Here is a 21,701-nt window from a genome sequence, read left to right on the forward strand (position 1 = left end):
ATCGGGCAAAATCGGAGGAAGTCTTTTTGTGTAGAATTAAAAACTCGTATTTATGCTTAAATAGGTTATAATCATCATAAGGAGATGATTATATGGAAAGAAATAACAAAGGGCAGTTTATAAAAGGTGGCATTAAAGGTTTCAAAGACTATACAGGGATTCAAAAAAATCAACTTACCTTTATAGAATTTAGTCATATCTACACTTCCCCTTCTGGTAATAGAAGACCATATTGGAAAGTGAGATGTACTTGCGGAAACGAAACTGTTAAGTCTGCTTACGATGTTTACAGTGGGCACACGAAAAGTTGTGGATGTCTTCATAAAACAAATACAAGCAAAGCTAGAAAGAAACATGGTGAAGCTGATACTCGACTATATTACATTTGGGAGAATATGAAAAAACGATGCTACAATCCTAAATCAGATCGTTATGAAAACTATGGCGCACGAGGTATTAAAGTCTGTGATGAGTGGTTAGAAGATTACTCTAATTTTTCCGAGTGGGCGCATGCTTCAGGTTATGAAAAACATTTAACAATCGAAAGAAAAGATTTAAACCAAAACTACTGTCCAGAAAACTGTACATGGATTACTCATAAAGAACAAGCTCAAAACCGTTCAACTAATAAGTGGGTGATAATCGATGGGAAGAAATACTCCCCTATAGAGCTTGAAGAGTTGTACAAGATTCCAGTCAAAACTATTTATGCACGAATTGCTAGAGGTGATACAGGTGAGAATGTTGTAAGACCTTTAGGAAAAAGACAATTCAAGAAAAGATAACACCGAGGTAACTTGATAGATTACGAAAGGCTATCAAGCACCGTAGAGCGTACTAGGTGAATAAATATAATCCTAGCAAGAGTGTCCGACAACCGTCATAGGTTGTTTTTTTTGATGGTTGAAAATGTACGCCGAACTTACAGGTGACTGTAAGAAGTAAAGGATAAAAAGCCTTTACGATAACAAATGGTACGTTGAATTTGGTACAGGTGTCTATAGTGTTTCGGGAAATGGCCGAAGAACACCATGGACTTATTTCAGTACAAAGCTAGGGCGTTATGTAACCACTGAAGGTATGAGAGCTCAACCGTTTTGGGGACCTGCTGTTGACGCTGGAAGGGATTATTTTGAAACAGAAATGAGGCGATTAGGCTTATGACGAATTATTATGCCTTGCCTTATTTTGAATTACAGAAGGCTATTTTTCAAAAGCTAACTGCTTGTGAAGCACTAACGGCCATTACGAGAAAAGATGAATGGGACTTAGGTGTTTATGATGCAGTAGACGAAAACACACCATATCCTTATGTGACAATATCAGAGCCGTATTCATCACCGAATGACACTAAAACAAGCAATATTGAAAGCATCACTTTCACCATTCATACGTGGTGGAAGGATAATGATGATTATAGTGGCAAGCGTATAACTTATGAGATGTTATCTGCTTGTCAAAGAGCTCTAATGACTCGTAATTATGTTATTCCAAATGCGTCAATCTTGAGAGTCGAAAGGCGTGATTCAAGAGTGATAGATGATAATATGCCGGGTGTAAAGCATGGCATTTTAACAATGCAATATATAATACAAAACATTTAACAGTCCTCGGGGGCTGCTTTTATTTTAGGAGGGAAAAGTTAAATGGCACGTTTAAACGGTAAAGATAGCTTATTGTTAGTACAACCTACTGATAACGCATTAGGCACAGAGGGTTTTTTAATTGGAGATCAAACCGAACATACACATTCTTATGAGCGTGAATTAACGGATGAACAAACGAAATTCGGACGTATATTAGGTCCGGGACAATTATCAGAATCACTAGATGTTACCTTTTATGGAAATCCTGATGATCCTGGACAAACAGCAGTATTAGAATCAATTCAAAAGGGCACACAATTAAAAATTTGGGAAGTTCAAAAGCATCTCAATAAGAATGGAAAGCACAATTCTTTATTTGCTTACACATACGTAGAATCATTAGAAAAATCAGCGCCCACAGATAATTTCTTGGAGATTTCAGCAACTTTACAGGTTCTGAATACAACTAAGAATGGTGAATTAAACCCATTACCAGATGATGTACTTAACTTCGGTGATTATGATTTCGAGGCTCCTGGTGAAAAAACTGGTGAGTTTAATGGTGAAGAAACAACAACTCCAGTTGCAGTTACTGGTTTATCAGTGAATCCGACAACACTGACAGTTGGTGTAGGTGATACAGGTAGTATCGTCGCTAATGTAGTACCAGTGAACGCGACAAATAGATCAGTGACATATACATCGAGCGATGAAGCAATTGCTACTGTGAATGCGCAAGGCGTTGTAACAGGTGTTGCAGAAGGTTCAGCTACAATTACAGCAACAACAGTCGATGGTGGATTTACGGCAACAACAGCAGTGACAGTAACTGTATAAACGGACGAGAGAGGGCTAATTAGCTCTCTTTTTTATTGAATACAAACAGAAAAGGATGATCATAAATGGCTCAATTATTAATTGGTGAAAACACTCTTACAGCGAAGTTTACTTTTGCTTTTAAAAATAAGGCAGATAAAGAATTTAATGATTTAGATGCACATGGCAACCGACCAGGTGGCTTTAACCAAATCTATCAAGGCTTATTGCAATTTGATTTAGATGCTTTACGCGCATTTTGGATGTGTGGACTTGCTCATTTATCTAAACAGCCTAGTAAAGCAGAAATTGAAGCAGCTCTAGAAAAACGAATCGAGGAAGATGGCGATGTAGAACCATTATTCAAAGAAGCCTTCCGCGAAATAGATGAATCGGGTTTTTTCAAAAAAGCTGTCAAGACATTCTGGGAGAACTTAGAGCTATTCGAATCAGTAGCATCCGAGGAAGAAAAAGAACAGGCAGCAGCTGGAATCGAAATGATGAAATCAGCGAGAGCCGAATTATTAGAGAACAAACAGATCGAGTTAGTGAAATCCGACAAATCTATCGAGATGCAGCAAGATATCTAAAGGTCTATGATCCAGAGTTAATTCTTTCATGGCGTCCGAGTGAGTTTAGAGCATTCTTGGAAGGGGCTCAAGATGCACGTATCGACCATTATCAAACATTAGCAGACGCAGCCATGTTCAATCGAGTGGCGACTAATAAGTCGCGTATCAATCCTAAGAGCGACTTGTTTGATGCGGATAAAGTAAGAAAATCCATTAATCAAAAACAAGTAGATCCAGAAGTTAAGAAACAGAAACATGCAAAAGCGATGGCAGCATTAAAAAACTGGAAGCCATAGAAGGGAGAATGCTATGAACGGAAACTTCACTGCTCAAATAGGGGCTCGCATAACGCAGTTTATGGCTCGTATGAGGCAAGTTCGTGAGGCCATTCGCACTTCGGCAAATGATGTACGTGTAGAAATTGGTGCAGATATATCCGAATTTAACCGTCGAATGGCTGAAATTCGAGCTCGTATAGCAGCGCTTGTACGAGATAAAGTAGTCGTCAAAATTGAGGCGCGAATAGAAAATTTCCAAAGAAAAATACAACGCATTGCGACAGATATTCGTGCCTTTGGCGAGCTCATGCAACACACGTTACAAGGTTCAATAATTGCCGTTCTACCGATGATTGCACCACTACTAGCTAACGTAGGTGTAGCTATCGCAAATCTTGGTCCAATGATCGGTACATTAGCTGGTTCCACTTTTGCTTTAGCTGGTGCGTTCGCAAGTGCTGGTGTAGCAGCAGGAGCCTTTGCAGCAGTCGCAATACCCACGATTAAAAAGTTATTTGACGAAAACGCACAGTTAAATTTAGCTCAAAAGAATGCTAAAGCCTCTTTTGACAACATGAAATCAACTTACCAGGGACTTGTAAAAGAAACTGAAAAGCCAGTGTTAAATGCTTTTACAAGTGCAATGCAGGCTACAAATACATTACTTACAAAGTTAAGACCATTGTTTATATCCAGTGCTCAAGCTGTATCTAGCTTGATGACACAACTTAACACAGCCATTGGTACGCCACCAATTCAAAAATTCTTGGATTATCTAAACACTACAGGCGCACCAATGTTAAAAACAGTGACTCGTTCAATGGGGAATTTACTTCAAGGCGTATTCTCCATGCTGACTGCATTTGCACCGTTAACAGCTTCAACAGCTAAAGGCTTCGAAGAAATGACAGCACGTTTTGCTGAATGGTCAAATGGCCTTTCAGGAAGTTCGAAGTTCCAATCTTTCGTGGATTATGTGAATACCAACATGCCGAAGATTCGAGCAATCTTCCGTGATGCTACAGCTGGGCTCATTTACTTCTTTGCAGCATTTGGCGGTTCATCAAGCGACATGATGACAGGCCTTGCTAATATGATGGCTCGTTTTAAAGAATGGTCAGCGAGTCTATCTCAAAATCAAGGATTCCAAACATTCTTATCCTATGTGCAACAGACAGCGCCTAGTGTCCTGCAATTAATTGGTAACTTGACTAAGTTTCTAGTGAACTTAGGGATCGGTATGGCTCCTGTTGGTGCAGGGCTGATGAACATTGTAAATAGTATCCTAGAGTTCATAAACAGTGGTATGGAAAGTAACCGGGTTATTGGTGTGCTCTTAGCTAGTTTCATTTCCATAGGCGGAGTATTGCTAGCTGTCGTTCCGAATGTAATTGCATTCAGAGAGCTTTTCAAAGGTTTAGGACCAGCGCTTATAGGTGGTATCGGAAAGGCGCTACCATTTATAACAGGATTATTCACTAATTTTGGCGGAACCATGGTTATGATTGGCGCGAAAATTACAAGTGTCGCTAAATTGATAGGAGTTGCATGGGGTTTTATCACCACCCCAATAGGACTTGTCATTATAGCTATCACAGCATTTATTGCTATCTTGGTGAAAACCTATAAAACGAACGAAGAATTTAGAGCTAAGGTTGACGAAATATGGAAAGCAATCAAAAGTGTTATTTCCTCGGTTCTAAAAGAAATACAATCAACGATCGTTTCTGTTTGGGGTAAAATCACAAAGTTCTGGCAGGATAACCAAGAAAGTATTAAACAAATAGTTGATACAGTTTGGAAATCGATTGGAGTAATAATCAATTGGGCTATGAGTAATATCATCGCTATCTTCCAAGTAGCATGGCCGATTATTTCTGGAGTAGTAAAAATTGCTTGGAATCTTATTAAATCTGCTGTTGAAATCGGCATTAATTTAGTAATGGGTATTATCCAGACAGTCATGCAGTTAATTAACGGTGACTGGAAAGGTGCTTGGGAAACTATTAAGCAAACAGCATCAAGCGTCTGGAACTCCATTGAATCGTTCTTCCGAAATATTAACCTATTTGAAATTGGTAAGAACATTATCCAAGGGTTGATTAAAGGTATCAACTCAATGTGGGAAAATGTGAAGAAAACAGCTGCTGGTATTGCTGATCTAATTCCTGATTGGTTGAAGAAAAAATTAGGCATCCACTCACCATCAAGAGTTATGGCTAAGGTATCTAAGTGGATTCCTGCAGGTGTTGCTACTGGTATTTACAACAGTCTGGATTATATTAAGAAGTCTGCTGAGGCAATGTCTAGAGCAGCTATCCCTAACTTCCAACAAACTGTAAAAGCTACAACCAATATGATGGATACTGCTAAGAAAATCCTTGCATCCAAGACAAGTGAAATTGAAAAGGAAATCAAAACAGTTGAAGCAGAGTATGCGAAGAAAAGAGCAGAGGCTACTAAGAAATCGGACAACAAGATAGCTGAGATCAATGCTAAAGCCAATGACAAAAAGAAAAAGCTAACGGCTGCTCAACAGCGCCAAATCTTGAAATTGCATGATGATGAAAAATCGGCTCTCGAAAAGATCGAAAAAGAAAAAGCTAAAAAGATTGATGCTATTCGCGCTAAGTCAGCAAAAGAGCAGTACGATAAGCTGAAAGAATATGCAGAACATCAAGTAGGGTTGGAAAAGTGGTCTACCAAAGAACAAGCTGCTTACTGGCAGTATGCGACTAGTTTGTTCAAAGAAGGCACAGAGGAACGGATCAAAGCTCAAATTGAGTACAACAAATCGATGGCTGAGTTAACGTCTGAGCAGTTTAATAAGGAAAAAGACTACGTTGAACGTCGTAAGAAGTACAATTTGATGTCATTGACGCAAGAGCTCGCAGCATACGAAAAGTATGTTAAAGCGTACAAAGTTGGTAGCGAGGAACGTATCTATTATGAGGATAAGATCGCTGAGACAAAACAAGCGATTCACGACCGACTGATGGCATTAAACGAAGAATACATTGGCAAAATTAAAGATGTACAACAGGCTGAAATTGATGGTATCAAGGAGCTCAAAAAAGCTTATCAGGATGCCGAGGATGCTCGAACTAAAGAGATTGCTAATGCGATCAGTATCTTTGATGAATTTGAGCGTAAAACAGATGTATTTGGTTCTAAGCTAATAGAAAACCTACGCGGTCAAGTAGATGCAATGCGTGATTGGGCAAACGATCTTCAAATGCTTGCAGCTAAAGGTGTAGACCAAGGCTTGATTGCAGAGCTACAAGCAATTGGCCCAAGTGCTCAAGCCGAAATTGCGGCATTAAATCAGCTAAGTCTTGGTGAATTGAATGAGTACGAAAATCTTTGGAAAGAAAAAACACAGATAGCTAGAGAACGTGCTCAATTTGAGTTAACAGGTCAACGAAAAGATATGGCTGATCAAATTGAAAAGCTCCAAACAGAAACAAAATCTAAGCTAGAGCAATACCAAACCGAATGGGTTGAACAAATCAAGCAAATTCGCGAAGGTACAAAAAATGAATTTAACCCAATGATTAGTAGCATGAAAGAGATTGGTATCAATGCTATTGAAGGCTTACGTAATGGACTAGCTAGTCAAGTGCCTGCTTTACAAGCTCAAGCTAATGAGATAGCAAATACCATCGATAAAACGATTCGTAAAGCTTTACAAATCAAATCGCCATCAAGGGTCCTTGAAAAATCAGGAGTATTTTCCGGACAAGGCATTATTCAAGGCCTAGCAAGCACAAAAGGCATGTTAGAAAACACTGTTAGAAGCCTAACGGATATAATGCAGACTGATATTTCAGCAGCCTCTATCGGGCTGTCTACGGCTCTAAATGGTGGAATGGATTCACATTTATTAAACAGCTACGAGCTAACATCAAGCCAAGATCAAATTGGATTATTAAAACAGATTGCTGCATTAATTAGCAAACTGGATTTTGTTGTGGAATTAGATGGAGATGTAATCAGTGAGTATGTTGATAGAAACCAAAGTAACAGGGTTTCTTCACGAAGAACAACTATTGGTAAAGGAGTGTAGTCGATGGACACATTAATCGAATACAGTACAGGGGCTACACTCTCCCTTGTCAAAGAAGGATACATCACACAAGATATGTTGATTAGACCGATTGACCAGAAAGCATCTAGTGTTGATGTGGACGGGCGACCAGGGGTAGTACGAGAAGCAGTTAATCATGGAACAAGGGTAATCATTTTATCTATTATGTTCATAGCTTCTGATGAAATAGATTTTGCTCTAAGACGCGATAAATTGTTTTCAATTTTTAGCGACTTGGAGCCTTTTTATATCTACGAAGGACGGCCGACCTATAAGACTATTACTTATGAGTTCGAATTACCAGGGCAAACTTGGGGCGAGAATCCTCAACTACCAACCAATATCGAAATACTTAAAGGCAAACGCTACAAAGTGATTCGTACCAATATGAATGAAGTAGAACAAAGAGGGTTGCTAGGGAAGGTTGATGTTGAGTTCGAGACATATCAACTACCTTATGCTGAGTCCTCGGGTACCACTCTAGATGCGCGAACCTTTGATAAAGAGATATGGCAAACAGGCCAAGGATTAGTTGCTGCGGATCCAACAACATTAAAATATGTATTCCAAAACGAAACGTCTTTTCAGGTTTACAACGCTGGTGATGTGCCACTAAAAACCAACTTGCGAGACATGCTCTTTGAAATTGAGTTTCGCGGTGCTAGCACTAATCTAAGCATCAGGAATGTCACGAACGGCATGCAATGGCAATACAACGGTTCTAGTGGCGCTAATGATGTTATTAAGCTTGAAACACCTACTAGATTTACTAAAAACGGTAGCAGTATTTTCAAAGATACAAACCGCAAAGTCTTGGTATTGAATCCTGGCTGGAACACAATTCAAATTACTGGTGCAACTCAATTTCTACTATCCTTTAAATTTAAATTTTATTACAAGTGAGGAGGGCTACAATGGCGCGTATGCGTGAAATCGGTGCTTCCTTTGATAAAGGATACCGTGACGATTTAAACTATAATTTCGGGCTGTTAGAAGCCTTAATCGGTGAAGCCAGTGGTTTGACTGATGCTTTACGTCAAGAAATGCTGAATTATATTAATAATTTACAGCAACAAATTGATATGCTGACTGGTGAAAACATTGGGGAATTACTAGAGCGCCTAAATGATTCCATTCAACAAGCATTAACAGCTGCACAAGAGGCTAGAACAGCTAAAACAGCAACGGAAGAAGCTACAGCTTTAGCTACAACAGCCACAGAATTAGCGAATGCTAGTGCTTTACTTGCTGATGAAAAGGCTAATTATGCTAATGAAAAGGCAGTGTTAGCTCAAAATGCAGCAGATAACGCCAATCAAGAGGCTTCAAATTTATCGCAGTTAAAGATTGATGTAGTACAAGCTACACAAGATGCAAATACAGCAACAGGTAACGCAAATCAAGCGACACAAGCAGCACAGACAGCTACTGACGCAATCTATGTAGTTTTACCAAATGTAACAGGGTTAGTGAATCTAAAGGAATGGACAATAGAAACACAGTATAAAAAGAACAACTTTGTCACTTTAGAAGGTAATGGTTATATGGCGTTACGTGACAATAAAGGAGTTAGACCACCTTCATTACCTGTGCTTTCAAATGCTGATTGGGCAATGTTTGTTCAAAAAGGTGAGAAAGGTGAGCAGGGTACTGGAGTACGAATTCTAGGGACATTGCTAGATGAGAGTGCTTTACCATCCATTGGCGAACCAGGTGATGCTTATTTAATTAATGGCGACCTATATGTTTGGTCGGATACCACAATTGACTGGACGAATGTCGGTACCATTAAAGGTCCAAAAGGTGATACCGGACCTCAAGGACCACAAGGTGAACAAGGTCCCCCAGGACAGGATGCTGATCTCACAGAAGTTAATCAAGAAATAGCAAATTTACAGCAAACGGTCACTGATAATAAAACGGAAGTTACTGAACATTTGGGACATGACGTACTTTCTGAAAATGGAGCACATGGGATAAGGTATTTTAATAATGAGTTAGCTGTTGAAGATGAACAAGGGCAATGGGTTACTGTTGAAACTGGTGGTGCAGAGCTGTATCAAAACAATGTAATGCGAGAAGAAACATCTAATGCTATTGGGTCTAACACTTTTTCTAAATCAACATTATTTGCATCTATTGTAAATTCGGTAGACGCTGCTAACAACAAACTCACCTTATGGAATACAGAAGGTATTTCTGTATCGGATGCTGTTAAACTGAAAAGAAATGACAGTGTAATTTTAGAAGATGCAACAATTATCGCTATTTCAGGACAAGTAATAACGATAAGTACTTTAGTAACATTAGATACAACCATTACGCATGTATTTAAGCTAGGTGGGAGTAAGACTAACCAAAATGCAGAAGGGTTAAAAACTGTATCGAGTGGTAGTAACTCTCATGCTGAAGGAATGTCGACCGTAGCTTTTGGAGATAACTCTCATGCTGAAGGTATGGAAACTTATACATCTGGTACAGCATCTCACGCTGAAGGTAGGTTTACTAAAGCTACAGGGTTTGCTGCTCACGCTGAAGGATTAAACACCAAAGCTACAGGTAATCGTGCACATGCTGAAGGAGCTTATACAGAGGCTATTGGTGATGACTCACACGCTGAAGGTCAAGGCTCTAAGGCTGCTGGAGCATATTCTCATGCGGAAGGCTCTTATACTGAAGCTACTGGTGCATACTCTCATGCCGAAGGGCAAACATCTGTCACTATTGGCGAGGCTTCACATGCAGAAGGTTACAAAACTAGAGCCGAAGGGCATTACTCTCACACAGAGGGGAGTAACACTAAAGCTACAGCAAACTCTGCACATGCAGAAGGGGCTTATACAGAGGCGACAGGTAACTACTCTCATGCGGAAGGTAATAGAACCAAAGCTAAAGGAGAGTATTCCCATTCTAGTGGTGATACTACAACAGCAGATGTGTTCGCATCTACAGCTATTGGTAGATACAATAAGGTAATGAGCGGTTCTCCAACGATTGCAGTTGCTACCGATGATGCTTTTGTAATAGGGAACGGAACAAGCCCTACATCTCTAAGTAATGCTCTCCGTGTACGTTTCAACGGTAGTACTTATGGTATGGGGGCGTGGAACTCTACAGGAGCTGACTACGCAGAATTCTTTGAATGGTCAGATGGTAATGTAGACAACGAGGATAGAGTAGGCTTTGTTGTAGCACTAGACGGAGATAAAATTCGCAAGGCTACAGCAGAAGACACTTACCTTTTAGGTATTATTTCAGCTAACCCGTCTGTTATTGGCGACTCTCACCAAGACGATTGGAACAATAAGTACGTTGCTGACGAGTGGGGACGCATTCAATACCATTGGATAGAAGTAGAATATGAGGAGTTAATGACTGTTCCTACAGAGGATGGAGTTCATAACGAAACTGTCATTAAAACTCGTCAAGACTACGTTCCTATCCTTAACCCTGATTGGAACAATGATGAAGAATACATTCCACGTGAGCAACGTAAGGAGTGGGACACTGTAGGTCTAATAGGTAAGCTGTTAGTGCGTGACGATGGCACATGTGAGGTTAATAGCTATGCGAAAGTTGGTGCTGAAGAAGGTACTTTAACGGCTTCTAATTATCGTACAGATATGCGAGTAATTGAGCGTGTAGCTCCTAACATTGTGCGAGTGTTTATAAAATAATTGTTCCATATTGTTCAGTAAGCGCTACTCATTTGGGTAGCGTATTTTTATTATGAAAGAAGGTGATGCGATGCTGTCAATCACTAACTATGAAGGTACCCTAACAGAGGCTTTGGTATGCAGAGGAAAGCCATTCGTAAGGAAAAATATCGATGGTGTATTTGAACTGACCTTGGATGCAAGTGAACGTGATAACCCACATTCATTTCAACTGATCGCAGAAGAAAGTATCATCGATGCTGGCGGTTTTCAATTTCGTATTAAGCAACTACAACGAAAATCGAGAGGAAATGTGAAGTCAGTCTTTGCACAGCATATTTTCTTCGATAATATCTGGCGCAGGCAAGAGGGCACTAATGGAGGACATAAAACCTTAAATGAATTTGCTACTTTTGCATTGCGGAATACAAACTGGACCTTCACAAGTGATTTTAATGAAGATGGCTTTATCGAAGCTTTTGGTAATGACAATATCGTTAAATTAGTGAATCAAATCTGTGAAGCATTTGAATGCGAGTATGAGATCACATCAAACAGCAACATTCATTTTAGCAAAATGCTTGGCCCAGATAACGACTTTGTTTACCAATATGGTGACAATATCGTTGAACTGTCTAAATCAGTTAATACAGACAATCTAAGGACGCGTATTAGTGCCAAGGGTAAAGATAATCTCGTTGTCCGATACACGTCACCACAGGCTGCTAAATGGGGTATTCGTGATGCCGATGACATGAGCGATGAACGTTTTTCAGATTCAGAGAATTTGATGGATAAAGCACGAAAGTCGTTAAAAGATCAGCCAGAAATATCTATTGAATTAGATTCGATAGAGTTACTAGATAAACAGCTTGGGGAACGTATCTGGCTAATTTACGAGCCGTGGGATTATGAAATGCAGACTCGAATACTAGAGGTTTCACAAGTAATTGATGAAGAAACAGATGAATTTAAGACCGTGGCCGTAGTTATTGGGAATGCATTACCTCAAACATTGTCTGATGAATTGACTGAAACACAAGAGATCTTGAAAGAGTCAATTAAAGAATATCGTTCATCCTTTACACAAACGGACTCAAATATCCGTTTAGAAGTAGAGCGTATAAATCACAGTATTGCAGCTATTGATATTAAAGCTGACAACATTAATTTAAGCGTGAACAACCGTATTACTAACGAGGTGGCTCAACTCAACATCCGAGCTGATAGCATAACAGCAGAGGTTACAAGGGTAGAACGTAAAGCTGATAGCACTCAAACACAAGTGTCGTCTTTATCTATTGAAGTTGGTCAGATATCAACAAGGGTGTCTAATGTCGATTCGAGGTTAGGGACAGCTGAGAGTTCTATTGTTCAACAAGCTGGTCAAATCAGTAGTAAGGTTTCTCAAACAGATTACAACGGTAATACAATAGCATCGTTGATTAACCAAACATCAACGTCAGTCACTATTCAGGCTTCAAAAATCAATTTAGTTGGTGCTGTCAGTGTTCTTTCTGATATCAGTGGTAACTTAGGGACGATTTATGCTGGAAGGATTGAAGGTGCCACAATTGATATTAGCACTGATGCTACAGTAGGAAACAATTTGTATTTAGGTAAAAGTGGAGGTTTTAAGTCACTAGTATTCAATAATTCAAACCGTATCAACAGCTCTGGTTATGGCTTAGAATTAAACGCTCAAGAAATCAATTTAAGTTCTGCAGATATAACAATCGGAACGGGTAGTGGCATTACTGATTTTAATGGGACGGTTGATTTTTCATACGCAACTGTTCGAGGAGTCGCAAGAGCTAATTCGTCAGGTATAGGCATTTCTTACGCAAGTGGAAGATTATATGTGCAAGTTGACGGTTCAACAAAAGGCTCAGTGGCATTAACATAAAAAAAGGAGATTGATATTATGAACTATCAAGTACAACTAAACAACGGCCAAGCAATTAACTTAACGAATGCGGAGTTTGATGTAGCAGCATTTACAGCCACACTCAATGATCAAAAGATTAATTTCGTGAATATCGGTGGAGCAATCATCAATAAACACATCATAATTAGTGTGCTGCCAGTATCAGCTGCGGAAACAGAAACACAAGTATAGGCTGAGCGCTATTTCATTATTTTCTATTAATGAAACTTTCACCCTATTGTAACCGTAATAGAATGGGGAGGTGATCATTATGAAAATACTGAAAGATAAAGTAGAATGTGATCTTACCATTGATACGGATACAAAAATTAGTGGATTAGTCAGTGGTAATGTACAAGTCATAGAAGGTACAGAACTATTTGTAAGTGGACTGATTTCGGGAAATCTAACAATTTCACAAAATGCTTATGTTAAAGTAAATGGTATGGTAAGTGGCGATGTAAACAATAACGGAGAAATTGATGTTTATGGAATGGTAACAGGAAATATTACTAATTTCGATGGAATTGTGACTATTCATAAAGACGCGATGGTAAATGGTAAGAAATATTAATAAAAAGCACTATCAATCAGGGAGGGCTTTTTATTATGCTATGAGAGAAATCGAGATGGGCAACGGTACAAGTTACTGAATCTCGATGYTTCTCATAGYTTTTTATTTTAAGGGRCRAAGGAGAGGGWATAGGGCATGAGTCAAGAAWCAACCTTTCAACAAGCWGTTACTGTRGCTGATCATGAAAGACGGYTACAGGAACTAGAAAAAGACGTATCAACAATTAARCCAATCGTGTACRACACWGYTTCAAGTGTTAAACAAATYGAAAAATCTGTTGRAAAAATGGAACAGAAYAGTGATAAAATCAAAGGTTATTTTTTAGCTGCTGCAATTAGTGSTGTGGTDGGAGTTTTATTTATAGCATTACAAAATTCWATTTTTKGAGGATAATTTCATGAAAATTAACTGGAAAGTTCGTTTAAAACACAAACCATTCTTAGTGGGAGCATTTGCATTGTTGCTACTAATCATTCAACAAATTGGCGCACTATTTGGCTACGACACTACAATTTATAACGAGCGAGTTACAGAGTTATTTAACACTGTGCTCGCTTTTTTAGTGCTGATTGGTGTGGTTGTTGATCCAACTACTCCAGGTACTAATGATAGTGACAGAGCAATGAGTTATGAACGAAAGGGTGATAATAATGACTAAAAAATTTGTAGGGTCAAGTGGACATGGGCTAAAAATCAGGGGTGCCAAACATTTTATCGATGAAGTTGATGAAGCCCGGAAAGTAACTAATGAGGTTCATCGAATTCTAACTAGTGAATACAACGGTGCTGGCACAGTGTTCCATGACAATAGTTCAATAACTCAAAATCAAAATTTACAAACGATCGTTACCTATCATAATGGACAACAACGTGATTTGGATTGGAGCATTCACTTTAACGCAGCAAGTGCTATCGATGGACCCAGAGGTGTAGAGGTTCTATATTATGATGTAAAAGATTTATCAGCTAGGATGAGTGCTGCTATTGCTAAAGCATCTGGTTTGAAAGACCGCGGAGCAAAACAACGGAAAGAATTATACTTCCTTAAAAATACGAGTAAACCAGCTATCTTAATAGAAGTGTGCTTTGTAGATAGCAAAGCAGATGTTGAGTTGTATTATAGCAACTTTAATGCTGTTTGTGCGGCTATCGCAGAGGTTTTAGCTGCACATTTAGGATATACAAAAGCACAAACAGAACAGGCATATGATTATGCAGAAGCGAAAGTCATGCTTAATGATACTAAAGCTATATCTGCGAGGATTCTAGAAGGTAGGACGTATGTACAAGTGCGTGAGATTGCTGATTTGTTAGGACTTAAGCTGGTTTATAATAACGAAAGTAAGACAACAAAATTGTATGAAGTAAAATGATAATATCAACCCTCTTGTAATTCAATGGCCTGTTACCTTAATTGGTAATGGGCCTTTTTAATTTCCAAAAATTTTATCTTGTCAAAACACAAACATTTGTTCTATTATGTATACAAACAAGTGTTCTTGTATAAATTATAGAGGAACATTTCACGTACGTATTAGGAGGAAAAATTGATGAGAGAACAACTGGTTAAAGCTATGCAGCGTAATCAAATTGTGAATATGATGTATATGGCTAAAGATGGTACAGTCACAAAAAGACGTATCAATATTATCAAAGTTGTTGGTGATACGTTTCATGCGTTCTGTTTTACCAAACAAGCAAAACGTACTTTCTTAATTGGAAGTATACTCGCTGTTACTCCTGTTGTCCGAAAAGAGCGTGATGTTGTATGAATTATGAAGGAATGCCTGACAAACCAATTGTTTGTATAGACATGAAAAGCTTCTATGCTAGCTGTATCGCCATGTTAGAAGGGTTGGATATACTGAAGGACCCAATAGCAGTTGTCGGCAATTTTAGTCAACCAGGTAGTGTGGTGCTGGCTGCGTCTCCAGTCATGAAAGAACGATTCAAAATTAAGACTGGGAATCGTCGTTATGAAATTCCTAAGCATCCAGATATTAAGCTGTTTGAACCTAAAATGGCTTTCTTTATTCAGATGTCGATGTCAATTACAAAGTTGATTTCTAACTATGTTCCTCCAGAGGCTATCCATGTTTATAGTGTGGATGAAAGTTTCGTTGATCTGACTGGCACTGAAAAATTGTGGGGTACAGCTGAAGAAACCGCCAAGGAAATACAGCGAGCTATACTTGATCAATTTAATGTACCAAGTGCAGTGGGAATGGGACCAAATATGCTAATGGCTAAATTAGCATTGGATTTAGATGCTAAGAAAACAGGCTTCGCTAAATGGACTTATGAGGACGTACCAACAAAATTATGGCCTGTGAGACCTTTGTCAGAAATGTGGGGAATTGGCAAGCAAATGGAGGCTAATCTTAATAAGATGGGCATTCAAACGGTCGGTGGATTAGCAAATGCTGATTTAGATGAATTAGAAAAGCAGTTTGGTGTAATGGGCAATCAATTGTATCACCATGCATGGGGAATAGATTTGTCCAAACTCGGTGAACCTTTAGTCAAGAATCCATCATTAAGCTTTGGTAAAGGTCAAATGTTGATGAGAGATTATTACACACGAAATGAAATATCGGTAGTACTCCTTGAAATGTGCGAGGATGTGATGAAACGAGCACGGGATGCAGGCTTTGTTGGCCGCACGATTAGCTTAGGTCTATCGTACAGCCGTAATGCTATGACGAAAGGATTTCATCGTTCTAAAACAATTTCTGCACCTACAAATGAGACACTTGAAATGTATAAAGTCTGTATCGAATTACTCGACGAACATTTTGCTGGAGAGCCAGCACGTCAGTTATCTGTCCGCATATCAAATCTAGATCGTGAGCACAGTATCCAATTAGATTTATTTGATGAGCGAAAACCTCAGAGACAGCTGATTGGCCCTACCATGGATGCGATTCGTAATAAGTTTGGAGCAACTGCATTATTACGAGCTGTTTCATATACAAGTGCTGGTACAGCTATTGGACGTGATCGCCTAGTTGGTGGGCATTTAGCATAGGAGTGATTGGATGATAAAAGACCGTGGAAACATTAAATGGGCATCCATGATGATGCCTGAACATTTGGATGGACTTAAGGAATACAAAAAAGGCTTCACAGAGCAGCCGAGAGAATTGACTGAATGGGAACTAGAAGAAATACAACAAACAATTGATCAAGCGTATAGTCGGCAACTGGACATTAAATTAGAAATGTGGCAGGACAACAAAATCATACAATGGACTGGAACTATCAAAACAATTAATTTTAATACTAATGAACTCATACTTGATACACTACTTAAAACAAAACGAATTCCAATTCAAAACATACAGTCAGCTCAATTAGAAGCTGATTATTATGATTAAACCTGAACAACGTCAGTTGTTACACAAATACTTACTAATTGAACTAGCAGTGAAGTCCCTACAGATTGATTATAAAAAAACGGAACAATTTAAAATGAAAGTTGTATTTCTTCCCCTTATGGATGCCCTTTTAAAAGATTTGCGCCAAGAATATTTTGATCTCAAAAGGCAACTGGCGCAACAAAAGATACGAGTTATTGGATGGACTAATGTAGATGAATACTTCAGCGATGTACAAATAGCAACTGCTGGTAATGATGTCGTGCTACGGTATGCCAACCAAGCACTAAAGACTCAAGTAGAAAAATTATTAATCAATCATATTAATGAGAAGATGAAATTGTAATTGCCATCAATCCCTTGATTTACATGTATTCTTGTCTTAACTAACATGAGATAATGTAGATTAAGGAGGGATATACAATGTTATTTACTCCAATAAAACCTATGCTTTTACACATGGGAAATAATGAAGAAATAGATGATGATCCAAATTGGATTTACGATATAAAATGGGATGGTTGGCGCATCCTTTTGCATAAAGAAGGGGATAGAGTCGAGGCTTTTACTCGACATGGTAACAATGTGACAGCTAAGTTTCCTGAACTTCAAGAGGTTGGCCGTTCAATTCAATCACATACAGCAATCATTGATTGTGAGGGTGTTGTGTTAAGGAATGGTGTTTCTGTGTTTGATGACTTCAATTACAGAGGTAGACTTTCAAATAAAGGTAAGATTGAGCAAGCAACTATTACTCATCCAGCGACATTTGTTGCATTTGATATTCTAACGACTGATAAGCCTCTTTTAAATAAACCATTGTCAGAACGTAAAGAGGTTTTATCTTCAATAGTAGAGCCCTCAAATAATTTACTTGTTACTCCATCTATTGTGGGAAACGGTAGCAATATCTTTCAGTTAACTAAAGACCGTAATATGGAGGGTGTCGTAGGTAAGCGAATTAATTCAACGTACAAAACTAATTATCGATCACAGGATTGGTTAAAATATAAGCATTTCAAAATAGCAGATGTTGTAATTCTAGGGTATAAAGAAAATCCATTTACTATGCTGGTTGGTAAACAGTTAAGCAATGGTAAGTATAAACCACTCGCAAATGTAGAGTTTGGGTTCAAACCTGAAGAAAAAACTGCATTCAGAGAAATAGCTAAACAAATCGTTACAAAGGAAGAAAGAGATATGACATGGTTGGAACCTAGACTGTGCTGCAAAGTTCAGTATCTAGAGAAAACAAATACTGGGTCACTACGAATTGTATCCTTTAAAGGCTTTAATTTTGATAAAGTCCCAGAAACAATAAGCTGATAGCCAGGCGCTCAAATGAGTACCTGGTTATTTTTTTGCTTATATATAGAGTTTTGATAGATATTCACTGGAATAATTATGTATTTTTTACAGAGTTTTAGGCATTGTGGACAGCCTATTATTAAGATGTACCAATTAAACAACACAAGGAGGAAATTTTTATGTCAATTAATAATGGAAATACTGATTTTAATTTAAGCGTTTCACAAACAGGTGAGAAGAGTTTAAAAGTATCATGGAGTCGTAGTGGTGGTATTGGTTATAATGGTCGTATCGACATCCAACGTCCTGGCGATGGTCAAATTGTTTATTCTAAGACATATAACCAAGATGTTAAAAAGGGATCTTTTACATTTGAAGTTCCGTACTTTGGCGAATATAAAGTTCATATTAAGTCTAACAATGGTCAAACATACGACTTTATTTATCGTAATGTATTCTTAAAAGCTGTAAAGGAAAAGAAATACACATACAAAGCAGCGGATGTGAAAAAAGTTGAAGATGGTGACATGTTCCTATTAGGAGTTATCACAGGTATTGGAATGTATGCTGCGATGTTGGGTTCTGTTATTTCTATATACTTTGGTACAAGACAAGCTGCATCAACAAAAATTACATTCCCTAAACCACGAGTAGGTGATACTCTGACGACAACCTATACACCTGTTATAGGGGGGGTACAAACAGTAGTCAAGTTTGTTCAAAAACCTTATAAAGATAAATTTGGTAATTCATTTAGTGGTGGTACTTACACTTCAGCGCCAACAGTTGCTAAATATATCACTTATCCAAAATAAATAAAAGAAAAGCACTTAATAATTAATTAAGTGCTTTTGCTTTTTTTAATCGATTAAAATTAAAAGCTATGTCAATAATCAAAATTATAAAAAGTACAATAGAACCATTTAAAGTTATTGAAGGTAGAGGTAATATTACATCTCTAATCAGTATTAACCAAATAGTTGTTGATATTATAACGAATGAATCTAATAAAATAACCATTAAATGTTTATGCTCTTTAAAAATAAAATTAAATACTATTAACCTTACTAAAATTGGTGTGGTTAAGAAGTAAAACGAATAAATCTGTGTTATTTGTTCTGGGCTCACATTATCTCTCCCTTAAATGTAAAAATTTGAAAACAACATTAAGTATACAGTATAATAAAGTTGAGTAAAAGAGAACCTATGTTCTCGTGGAGGTGGTTTGCATGGAGTATGTAGAGTTATCTAAATCAATAATGGAATTGGGCTTTCCAGTGGTTGTTTCTACATTTTTACTTGTTAAGTTGGACAAGAGTATGAAAAACATAGAAATTGCTATTGTTAATTTAACAAATGAACTTAAGAACTCAAGATCCAGGAGTAAGGGCTAAACAGAGGCTAAATCAAAAAGGGCAAACATATAGGGCAAGGGGAAATTGGATATGAAAACGAACGCTCGTGAAGTTGATAAATTAGTAGAAGAACATCTAAAAATGTACCCTTACATTAGTAAAGAAAGAGTAGGGGAATTGACTATAGATCAAAGAATAGCAATATGTATTAGTGAATTGTTAAGTATATTACCAGAAAAAGAAGTTAAATTTATAAACTTTAGGTACATAAATGGGTGGACAATAGTTAAGGTAGCCCAAGAAATGAATTACAGCCAGCAGATGATTTATGTTATTAGAAAAAAAGTGCTTATGAAAATCTATCTTGGAATAAGTCATTTACTTCATAACGAGGAAAAGTGTGAGATGAAAGAATATTAGTAATAGAGTTTGTAAAAGAATCAATTTGCCTATTTGGCTATTTTTTTATCATTACTAAAGAACGTATGTTCTTTTTTGGTGTTCTCTTTAGAGAAGATTAAAATGGCAGCTAAAACAAAAAGAAAGAACTGTATTGAATAAAACTATAAATATTTGTGTATATGTTTAATAGAGAAAAAGATTCGGAAAAAAACTTGACATGAATATCTTTGTTTTTTCCAGTTGTTAACGAGTTTCATTCAACAATTAATAAACATGTTTAAATATTTTTAAACAATTGAACACAATATTAAACAACAAAACGCAGCAAATAAAATACTCTATTGGAATATAAATCAAAAATTTTCCATTTTTATGTTTTGGAATTATATGAAGGAAGCAATAATTGTAATGTGTCTACTAAAAAAATAGCTTGGTTTTAAGTATAATTTTTAATTTTATCCTAAATGTCAATTTGGCATGTGTGTTTTTTCTTCTAAAAAAACTGCTTCCTTAATGGAAGCAGTTAACAAAAGATTGTTTAATTACAACAAAGAATTGTTAGGATTAATAAAAAAATAATGATCAAGAAGGAAGTTTATTCATTATCATCATCCTGCATCATTTCCCAAATAGCACGCAGTTTACGTAATTTTTTTTCGCCAGATAGAGGGAGTGTTTGGTACCAGTGATATAATTCAGGGTCTGAAATCGTGAAGTTCTCTTCATTTTCAATATTTAAAGTGTTAAGTATTGAAAGATCTTTAATAAGAGATAATGTTGAGTTAAAACCATACTCTTTTAAGTGATTTGTTATCATTTCTTTGTTTTTTTGATAAAAAGGTAAATGACCAAGTTGTTTATCCATTAATTGAGTGATTTCATTGTTCAATGAGTTTGATTGACCATTACCTAAATAATTAAAAATGGTTTTTTGTGCAAAATGATTAATTTTCTTAAATTCATCAGATTCGCTTATATCTAAATCATTTTCACCTAATAGATTTATGGTCCTATCAGGAAATCTGTGTGAAAGTACTATAAATGAATCAATTAAATCTTCATCAAAGTTACTTAAAATGAATTTAACTAAATCTGGAGCTTTTTCTACATATGCAAAAAAATCTAGTTTATCAGCATCGCCATTTAGAATTTCAGCCAATACTGAATTCAATTTTTCGCTTGCTGGAGGCGTTTTCCCATTTTGTAATTTACTTAAATATTGTTTACTGGCACTCAAACCTTTATTAGATATCTTTTCTGATATTTCATCAAGAGTTAATCTCGATTGTTCTATATAACTTTGTAGTAATTCGGCGTATTTCATAACATCACCATCCTAACCTTTAATTATGAATTGTTGTTGTAAGAATAGCAACAATATATAAGTTGTTATTTTTATATTAATTATAGTTGCAATAAAAAGTTTAAGTTGTTATTATTAGTTTAATGGCTTTGTTGCTATTAATTTTTTAGAAAGGAGAGACCAGAATGATTTATTCTGAATTGCTAAAATTAGCTATAGTCAAATCGCGGTTATCGCTTAGCGAAATATCTGGTGAGCTAAGAGAACTTGGGTTTTCTGCGGACAAGACGTATTTGAGTAAACTACAAAATGGTAGAATCCCACCAGCTAGTAATAAACTCAATGAAGCATTAGCTGACATTCTAAATGTAGATGCTTTGGAGTTAAAAGTTGCTGCGTATCGAGAGAAGATACCAAAGGACGTTTTAGAAAAATTAATTTCATAAAAAGGAGAGATGGA

The 21,701-nt window shown here is 37.1% G+C and carries 24 protein-coding genes; 22 read left to right on the forward strand and 2 right to left on the reverse strand.

The genetic code is table 11. The features are described from left to right. Positions 1-92: 92 nt before the first annotated feature. From ACHZEU_RS20530 to ACHZEU_RS20620, 19 genes are all read left to right on the forward strand, one after another. Entirely contained in the window at positions 93-785 is a 693-nt protein-coding gene (locus ACHZEU_RS20530) for a hypothetical protein (protein ID WP_279495675.1), read from the forward strand. A gap of 375 nt (positions 786-1,160) precedes the next feature. Next, positions 1,161-1,604, forward strand: a complete 444-nt coding sequence (locus ACHZEU_RS20535) for a DUF3168 domain-containing protein (RefSeq protein WP_279495674.1) — start codon at positions 1,161-1,163, stop codon at positions 1,602-1,604. Between the two features lie 42 nt (positions 1,605-1,646). Then, positions 1,647-2,423: a phage major tail protein, TP901-1 family gene (locus ACHZEU_RS20540; RefSeq protein ID WP_279495673.1), complete on the forward strand. Its 777-nt coding sequence runs from the start codon at positions 1,647-1,649 to the stop codon at positions 2,421-2,423. A 65-nt stretch (positions 2,424-2,488) separates the two neighbouring features. Further along, on the forward strand, positions 2,489-2,992 hold the full coding sequence (locus ACHZEU_RS20545) for a tail assembly chaperone (RefSeq protein WP_279495672.1): 504 nt from the start codon (positions 2,489-2,491) through the stop codon (positions 2,990-2,992). Positions 2,993-3,048: 56 nt separating this feature from the next. After that, on the forward strand, positions 3,049-3,270 hold the full coding sequence (locus ACHZEU_RS20550) for a hypothetical protein (RefSeq protein ID WP_279495671.1): 222 nt from the start codon (positions 3,049-3,051) through the stop codon (positions 3,268-3,270). A 13-nt stretch (positions 3,271-3,283) separates the two neighbouring features. Beyond that, positions 3,284-7,318: a hypothetical protein gene (locus ACHZEU_RS20555; RefSeq protein ID WP_279495670.1), complete on the forward strand. Its 4,035-nt coding sequence runs from the start codon at positions 3,284-3,286 to the stop codon at positions 7,316-7,318. 3 nt (positions 7,319-7,321) lie between these two features. Beyond that, a complete protein-coding gene (locus ACHZEU_RS20560; RefSeq protein ID WP_279495669.1) occupies positions 7,322-8,242 on the forward strand; it encodes a phage tail domain-containing protein in 921 nt (306 codons plus the stop codon). Between the two features lie 11 nt (positions 8,243-8,253). Beyond that, complete coding sequence (locus ACHZEU_RS20565; RefSeq protein WP_279495668.1) at positions 8,254-11,016, forward strand: peptidase G2 autoproteolytic cleavage domain-containing protein; 2,763 nt, start codon at positions 8,254-8,256, stop codon at positions 11,014-11,016. Positions 11,017-11,128: 112 nt separating this feature from the next. Then, positions 11,129-12,901: a phage tail protein gene (locus ACHZEU_RS20570; protein WP_279495667.1), complete on the forward strand. Its 1,773-nt coding sequence runs from the start codon at positions 11,129-11,131 to the stop codon at positions 12,899-12,901. An 18-nt stretch (positions 12,902-12,919) separates the two neighbouring features. Further along, the gene (locus ACHZEU_RS20575) at positions 12,920-13,114 is read left to right on the forward strand and encodes a hypothetical protein (RefSeq protein ID WP_279495666.1); all 195 of its coding nucleotides are present in this window, start codon (positions 12,920-12,922) and stop codon (positions 13,112-13,114) included. Between the two features lie 79 nt (positions 13,115-13,193). Next, on the forward strand, positions 13,194-13,496 hold the full coding sequence (locus ACHZEU_RS20580; protein WP_279495665.1) for a polymer-forming cytoskeletal protein: 303 nt from the start codon (positions 13,194-13,196) through the stop codon (positions 13,494-13,496). Positions 13,497-13,893: 397 nt separating this feature from the next. Next, positions 13,894-14,154, forward strand: a complete 261-nt coding sequence (locus ACHZEU_RS20585; protein ID WP_279495664.1) for a phage holin — start codon at positions 13,894-13,896, stop codon at positions 14,152-14,154. Next, on the forward strand, positions 14,147-14,869 hold the full coding sequence (locus tag ACHZEU_RS20590; protein WP_279495663.1) for an N-acetylmuramoyl-L-alanine amidase: 723 nt from the start codon (positions 14,147-14,149) through the stop codon (positions 14,867-14,869). The genes ACHZEU_RS20585 and ACHZEU_RS20590 overlap by 8 nt, the downstream gene beginning before the upstream one ends. Before the next feature lie 177 nt (positions 14,870-15,046). Beyond that, positions 15,047-15,268, forward strand: a complete 222-nt coding sequence (locus ACHZEU_RS20595) for a transcriptional regulator (protein WP_279495662.1) — start codon at positions 15,047-15,049, stop codon at positions 15,266-15,268. Further along, on the forward strand, positions 15,265-16,524 hold the full coding sequence (locus ACHZEU_RS20600; protein ID WP_279495661.1) for a DNA polymerase thumb domain-containing protein: 1,260 nt from the start codon (positions 15,265-15,267) through the stop codon (positions 16,522-16,524). Before ACHZEU_RS20595 ends, ACHZEU_RS20600 begins: the two co-directional genes overlap by 4 nt. Positions 16,525-16,534: 10 nt before the next feature. Beyond that, complete coding sequence (locus ACHZEU_RS20605) at positions 16,535-16,873, forward strand: YolD-like family protein (protein ID WP_279495660.1); 339 nt, start codon at positions 16,535-16,537, stop codon at positions 16,871-16,873. Next, positions 16,866-17,219: an aconitate hydratase gene (locus ACHZEU_RS20610; RefSeq protein WP_279495659.1), complete on the forward strand. Its 354-nt coding sequence runs from the start codon at positions 16,866-16,868 to the stop codon at positions 17,217-17,219. The genes ACHZEU_RS20605 and ACHZEU_RS20610 overlap by 8 nt, the downstream gene beginning before the upstream one ends. Positions 17,220-17,296: 77 nt before the next feature. Next, positions 17,297-18,199 (forward strand): DNA ligase, encoded by a 903-nt coding sequence (locus ACHZEU_RS20615; protein WP_279495658.1) that lies wholly within the window; start codon positions 17,297-17,299, stop codon positions 18,197-18,199. A 161-nt stretch (positions 18,200-18,360) separates the two neighbouring features. Next, a complete protein-coding gene (locus tag ACHZEU_RS20620; protein ID WP_279495657.1) occupies positions 18,361-18,996 on the forward strand; it encodes a hypothetical protein in 636 nt (211 codons plus the stop codon). Between the two features lie 22 nt (positions 18,997-19,018). Here the strand turns inward: ACHZEU_RS20620 and ACHZEU_RS20625 are convergent, their stop codons facing one another. Next, positions 19,019-19,309 carry a hypothetical protein gene (locus ACHZEU_RS20625; RefSeq protein WP_103118550.1) on the reverse strand — a complete coding sequence of 97 codons (291 nt, stop codon included), beginning with the start codon at positions 19,307-19,309 and terminating at the stop codon, positions 19,019-19,021. Between the two features lie 101 nt (positions 19,310-19,410). Between ACHZEU_RS20625 and ACHZEU_RS20630 the strand changes: the two genes are divergently transcribed. Next, complete coding sequence (locus ACHZEU_RS20630) at positions 19,411-19,575, forward strand: YvrJ family protein (protein ID WP_103118549.1); 165 nt, start codon at positions 19,411-19,413, stop codon at positions 19,573-19,575. A 51-nt stretch (positions 19,576-19,626) separates the two neighbouring features. Continuing rightward, complete coding sequence (locus ACHZEU_RS20635; protein WP_279495656.1) at positions 19,627-19,956, forward strand: sigma factor-like helix-turn-helix DNA-binding protein; 330 nt, start codon at positions 19,627-19,629, stop codon at positions 19,954-19,956. A gap of 577 nt (positions 19,957-20,533) precedes the next feature. Here ACHZEU_RS20635 and ACHZEU_RS20640 read toward each other — a convergent pair. After that, positions 20,534-21,262 (reverse strand): helix-turn-helix transcriptional regulator, encoded by a 729-nt coding sequence (locus ACHZEU_RS20640; protein WP_279495655.1) that lies wholly within the window; start codon positions 21,260-21,262, stop codon positions 20,534-20,536. Between the two features lie 164 nt (positions 21,263-21,426). On the opposite strand from ACHZEU_RS20640, the gene ACHZEU_RS20645 reads away from it, so the two are divergent. Then, complete coding sequence (locus ACHZEU_RS20645; RefSeq protein WP_279495654.1) at positions 21,427-21,687, forward strand: XRE family transcriptional regulator; 261 nt, start codon at positions 21,427-21,429, stop codon at positions 21,685-21,687. Positions 21,688-21,701 lie beyond the last annotated feature (14 nt).

Source organism: Lysinibacillus sp. S1, from assembly GCF_044986265.1.
GTDB lineage: Bacteria > Bacillota > Bacilli > Bacillales_A > Planococcaceae > Lysinibacillus > Lysinibacillus capsici.

Bases quoted from the DNA above. Each gene is read 5' to 3' on its own strand.
- ACHZEU_RS20630 (WP_103118549.1), top strand. From the start codon at position 19,411: ATGGAGTATGTAGAGTTATCTAAATCAATAATGGAATTGGGCTTTCCA.
- ACHZEU_RS20640 (WP_279495655.1), bottom strand. From the start codon at position 21,262: ATGAAATACGCCGAATTACTACAAAGTTATATAGAACAATCGAGATTA.
- ACHZEU_RS20605 (WP_279495660.1), top strand. From the start codon at position 16,535: ATGATAAAAGACCGTGGAAACATTAAATGGGCATCCATGATGATGCCT.
- ACHZEU_RS20615 (WP_279495658.1), top strand. From the start codon at position 17,297: ATGTTATTTACTCCAATAAAACCTATGCTTTTACACATGGGAAATAAT.
- ACHZEU_RS20540 (WP_279495673.1), top strand. From the start codon at position 1,647: ATGGCACGTTTAAACGGTAAAGATAGCTTATTGTTAGTACAACCTACT.
- ACHZEU_RS20555 (WP_279495670.1), top strand. From the start codon at position 3,284: ATGAACGGAAACTTCACTGCTCAAATAGGGGCTCGCATAACGCAGTTT.
- ACHZEU_RS20565 (WP_279495668.1), top strand. From the start codon at position 8,254: ATGGCGCGTATGCGTGAAATCGGTGCTTCCTTTGATAAAGGATACCGT.
- ACHZEU_RS20560 (WP_279495669.1), top strand. From the start codon at position 7,322: ATGGACACATTAATCGAATACAGTACAGGGGCTACACTCTCCCTTGTC.
- ACHZEU_RS20590 (WP_279495663.1), top strand. From the start codon at position 14,147: ATGACTAAAAAATTTGTAGGGTCAAGTGGACATGGGCTAAAAATCAGG.
- ACHZEU_RS20535 (WP_279495674.1), top strand. From the start codon at position 1,161: ATGACGAATTATTATGCCTTGCCTTATTTTGAATTACAGAAGGCTATT.
- ACHZEU_RS20635 (WP_279495656.1), top strand. From the start codon at position 19,627: ATGAAAACGAACGCTCGTGAAGTTGATAAATTAGTAGAAGAACATCTA.
- ACHZEU_RS20595 (WP_279495662.1), top strand. From the start codon at position 15,047: ATGAGAGAACAACTGGTTAAAGCTATGCAGCGTAATCAAATTGTGAAT.
- ACHZEU_RS20645 (WP_279495654.1), top strand. From the start codon at position 21,427: ATGATTTATTCTGAATTGCTAAAATTAGCTATAGTCAAATCGCGGTTA.
- ACHZEU_RS20610 (WP_279495659.1), top strand. From the start codon at position 16,866: ATGATTAAACCTGAACAACGTCAGTTGTTACACAAATACTTACTAATT.
- ACHZEU_RS20580 (WP_279495665.1), top strand. From the start codon at position 13,194: ATGAAAATACTGAAAGATAAAGTAGAATGTGATCTTACCATTGATACG.
- ACHZEU_RS20545 (WP_279495672.1), top strand. From the start codon at position 2,489: ATGGCTCAATTATTAATTGGTGAAAACACTCTTACAGCGAAGTTTACT.
- ACHZEU_RS20620 (WP_279495657.1), top strand. From the start codon at position 18,361: ATGTCAATTAATAATGGAAATACTGATTTTAATTTAAGCGTTTCACAA.
- ACHZEU_RS20575 (WP_279495666.1), top strand. From the start codon at position 12,920: ATGAACTATCAAGTACAACTAAACAACGGCCAAGCAATTAACTTAACG.
- ACHZEU_RS20585 (WP_279495664.1), top strand. From the start codon at position 13,894: ATGAAAATTAACTGGAAAGTTCGTTTAAAACACAAACCATTCTTAGTG.
- ACHZEU_RS20600 (WP_279495661.1), top strand. From the start codon at position 15,265: ATGAATTATGAAGGAATGCCTGACAAACCAATTGTTTGTATAGACATG.
- ACHZEU_RS20530 (WP_279495675.1), top strand. From the start codon at position 93: ATGGAAAGAAATAACAAAGGGCAGTTTATAAAAGGTGGCATTAAAGGT.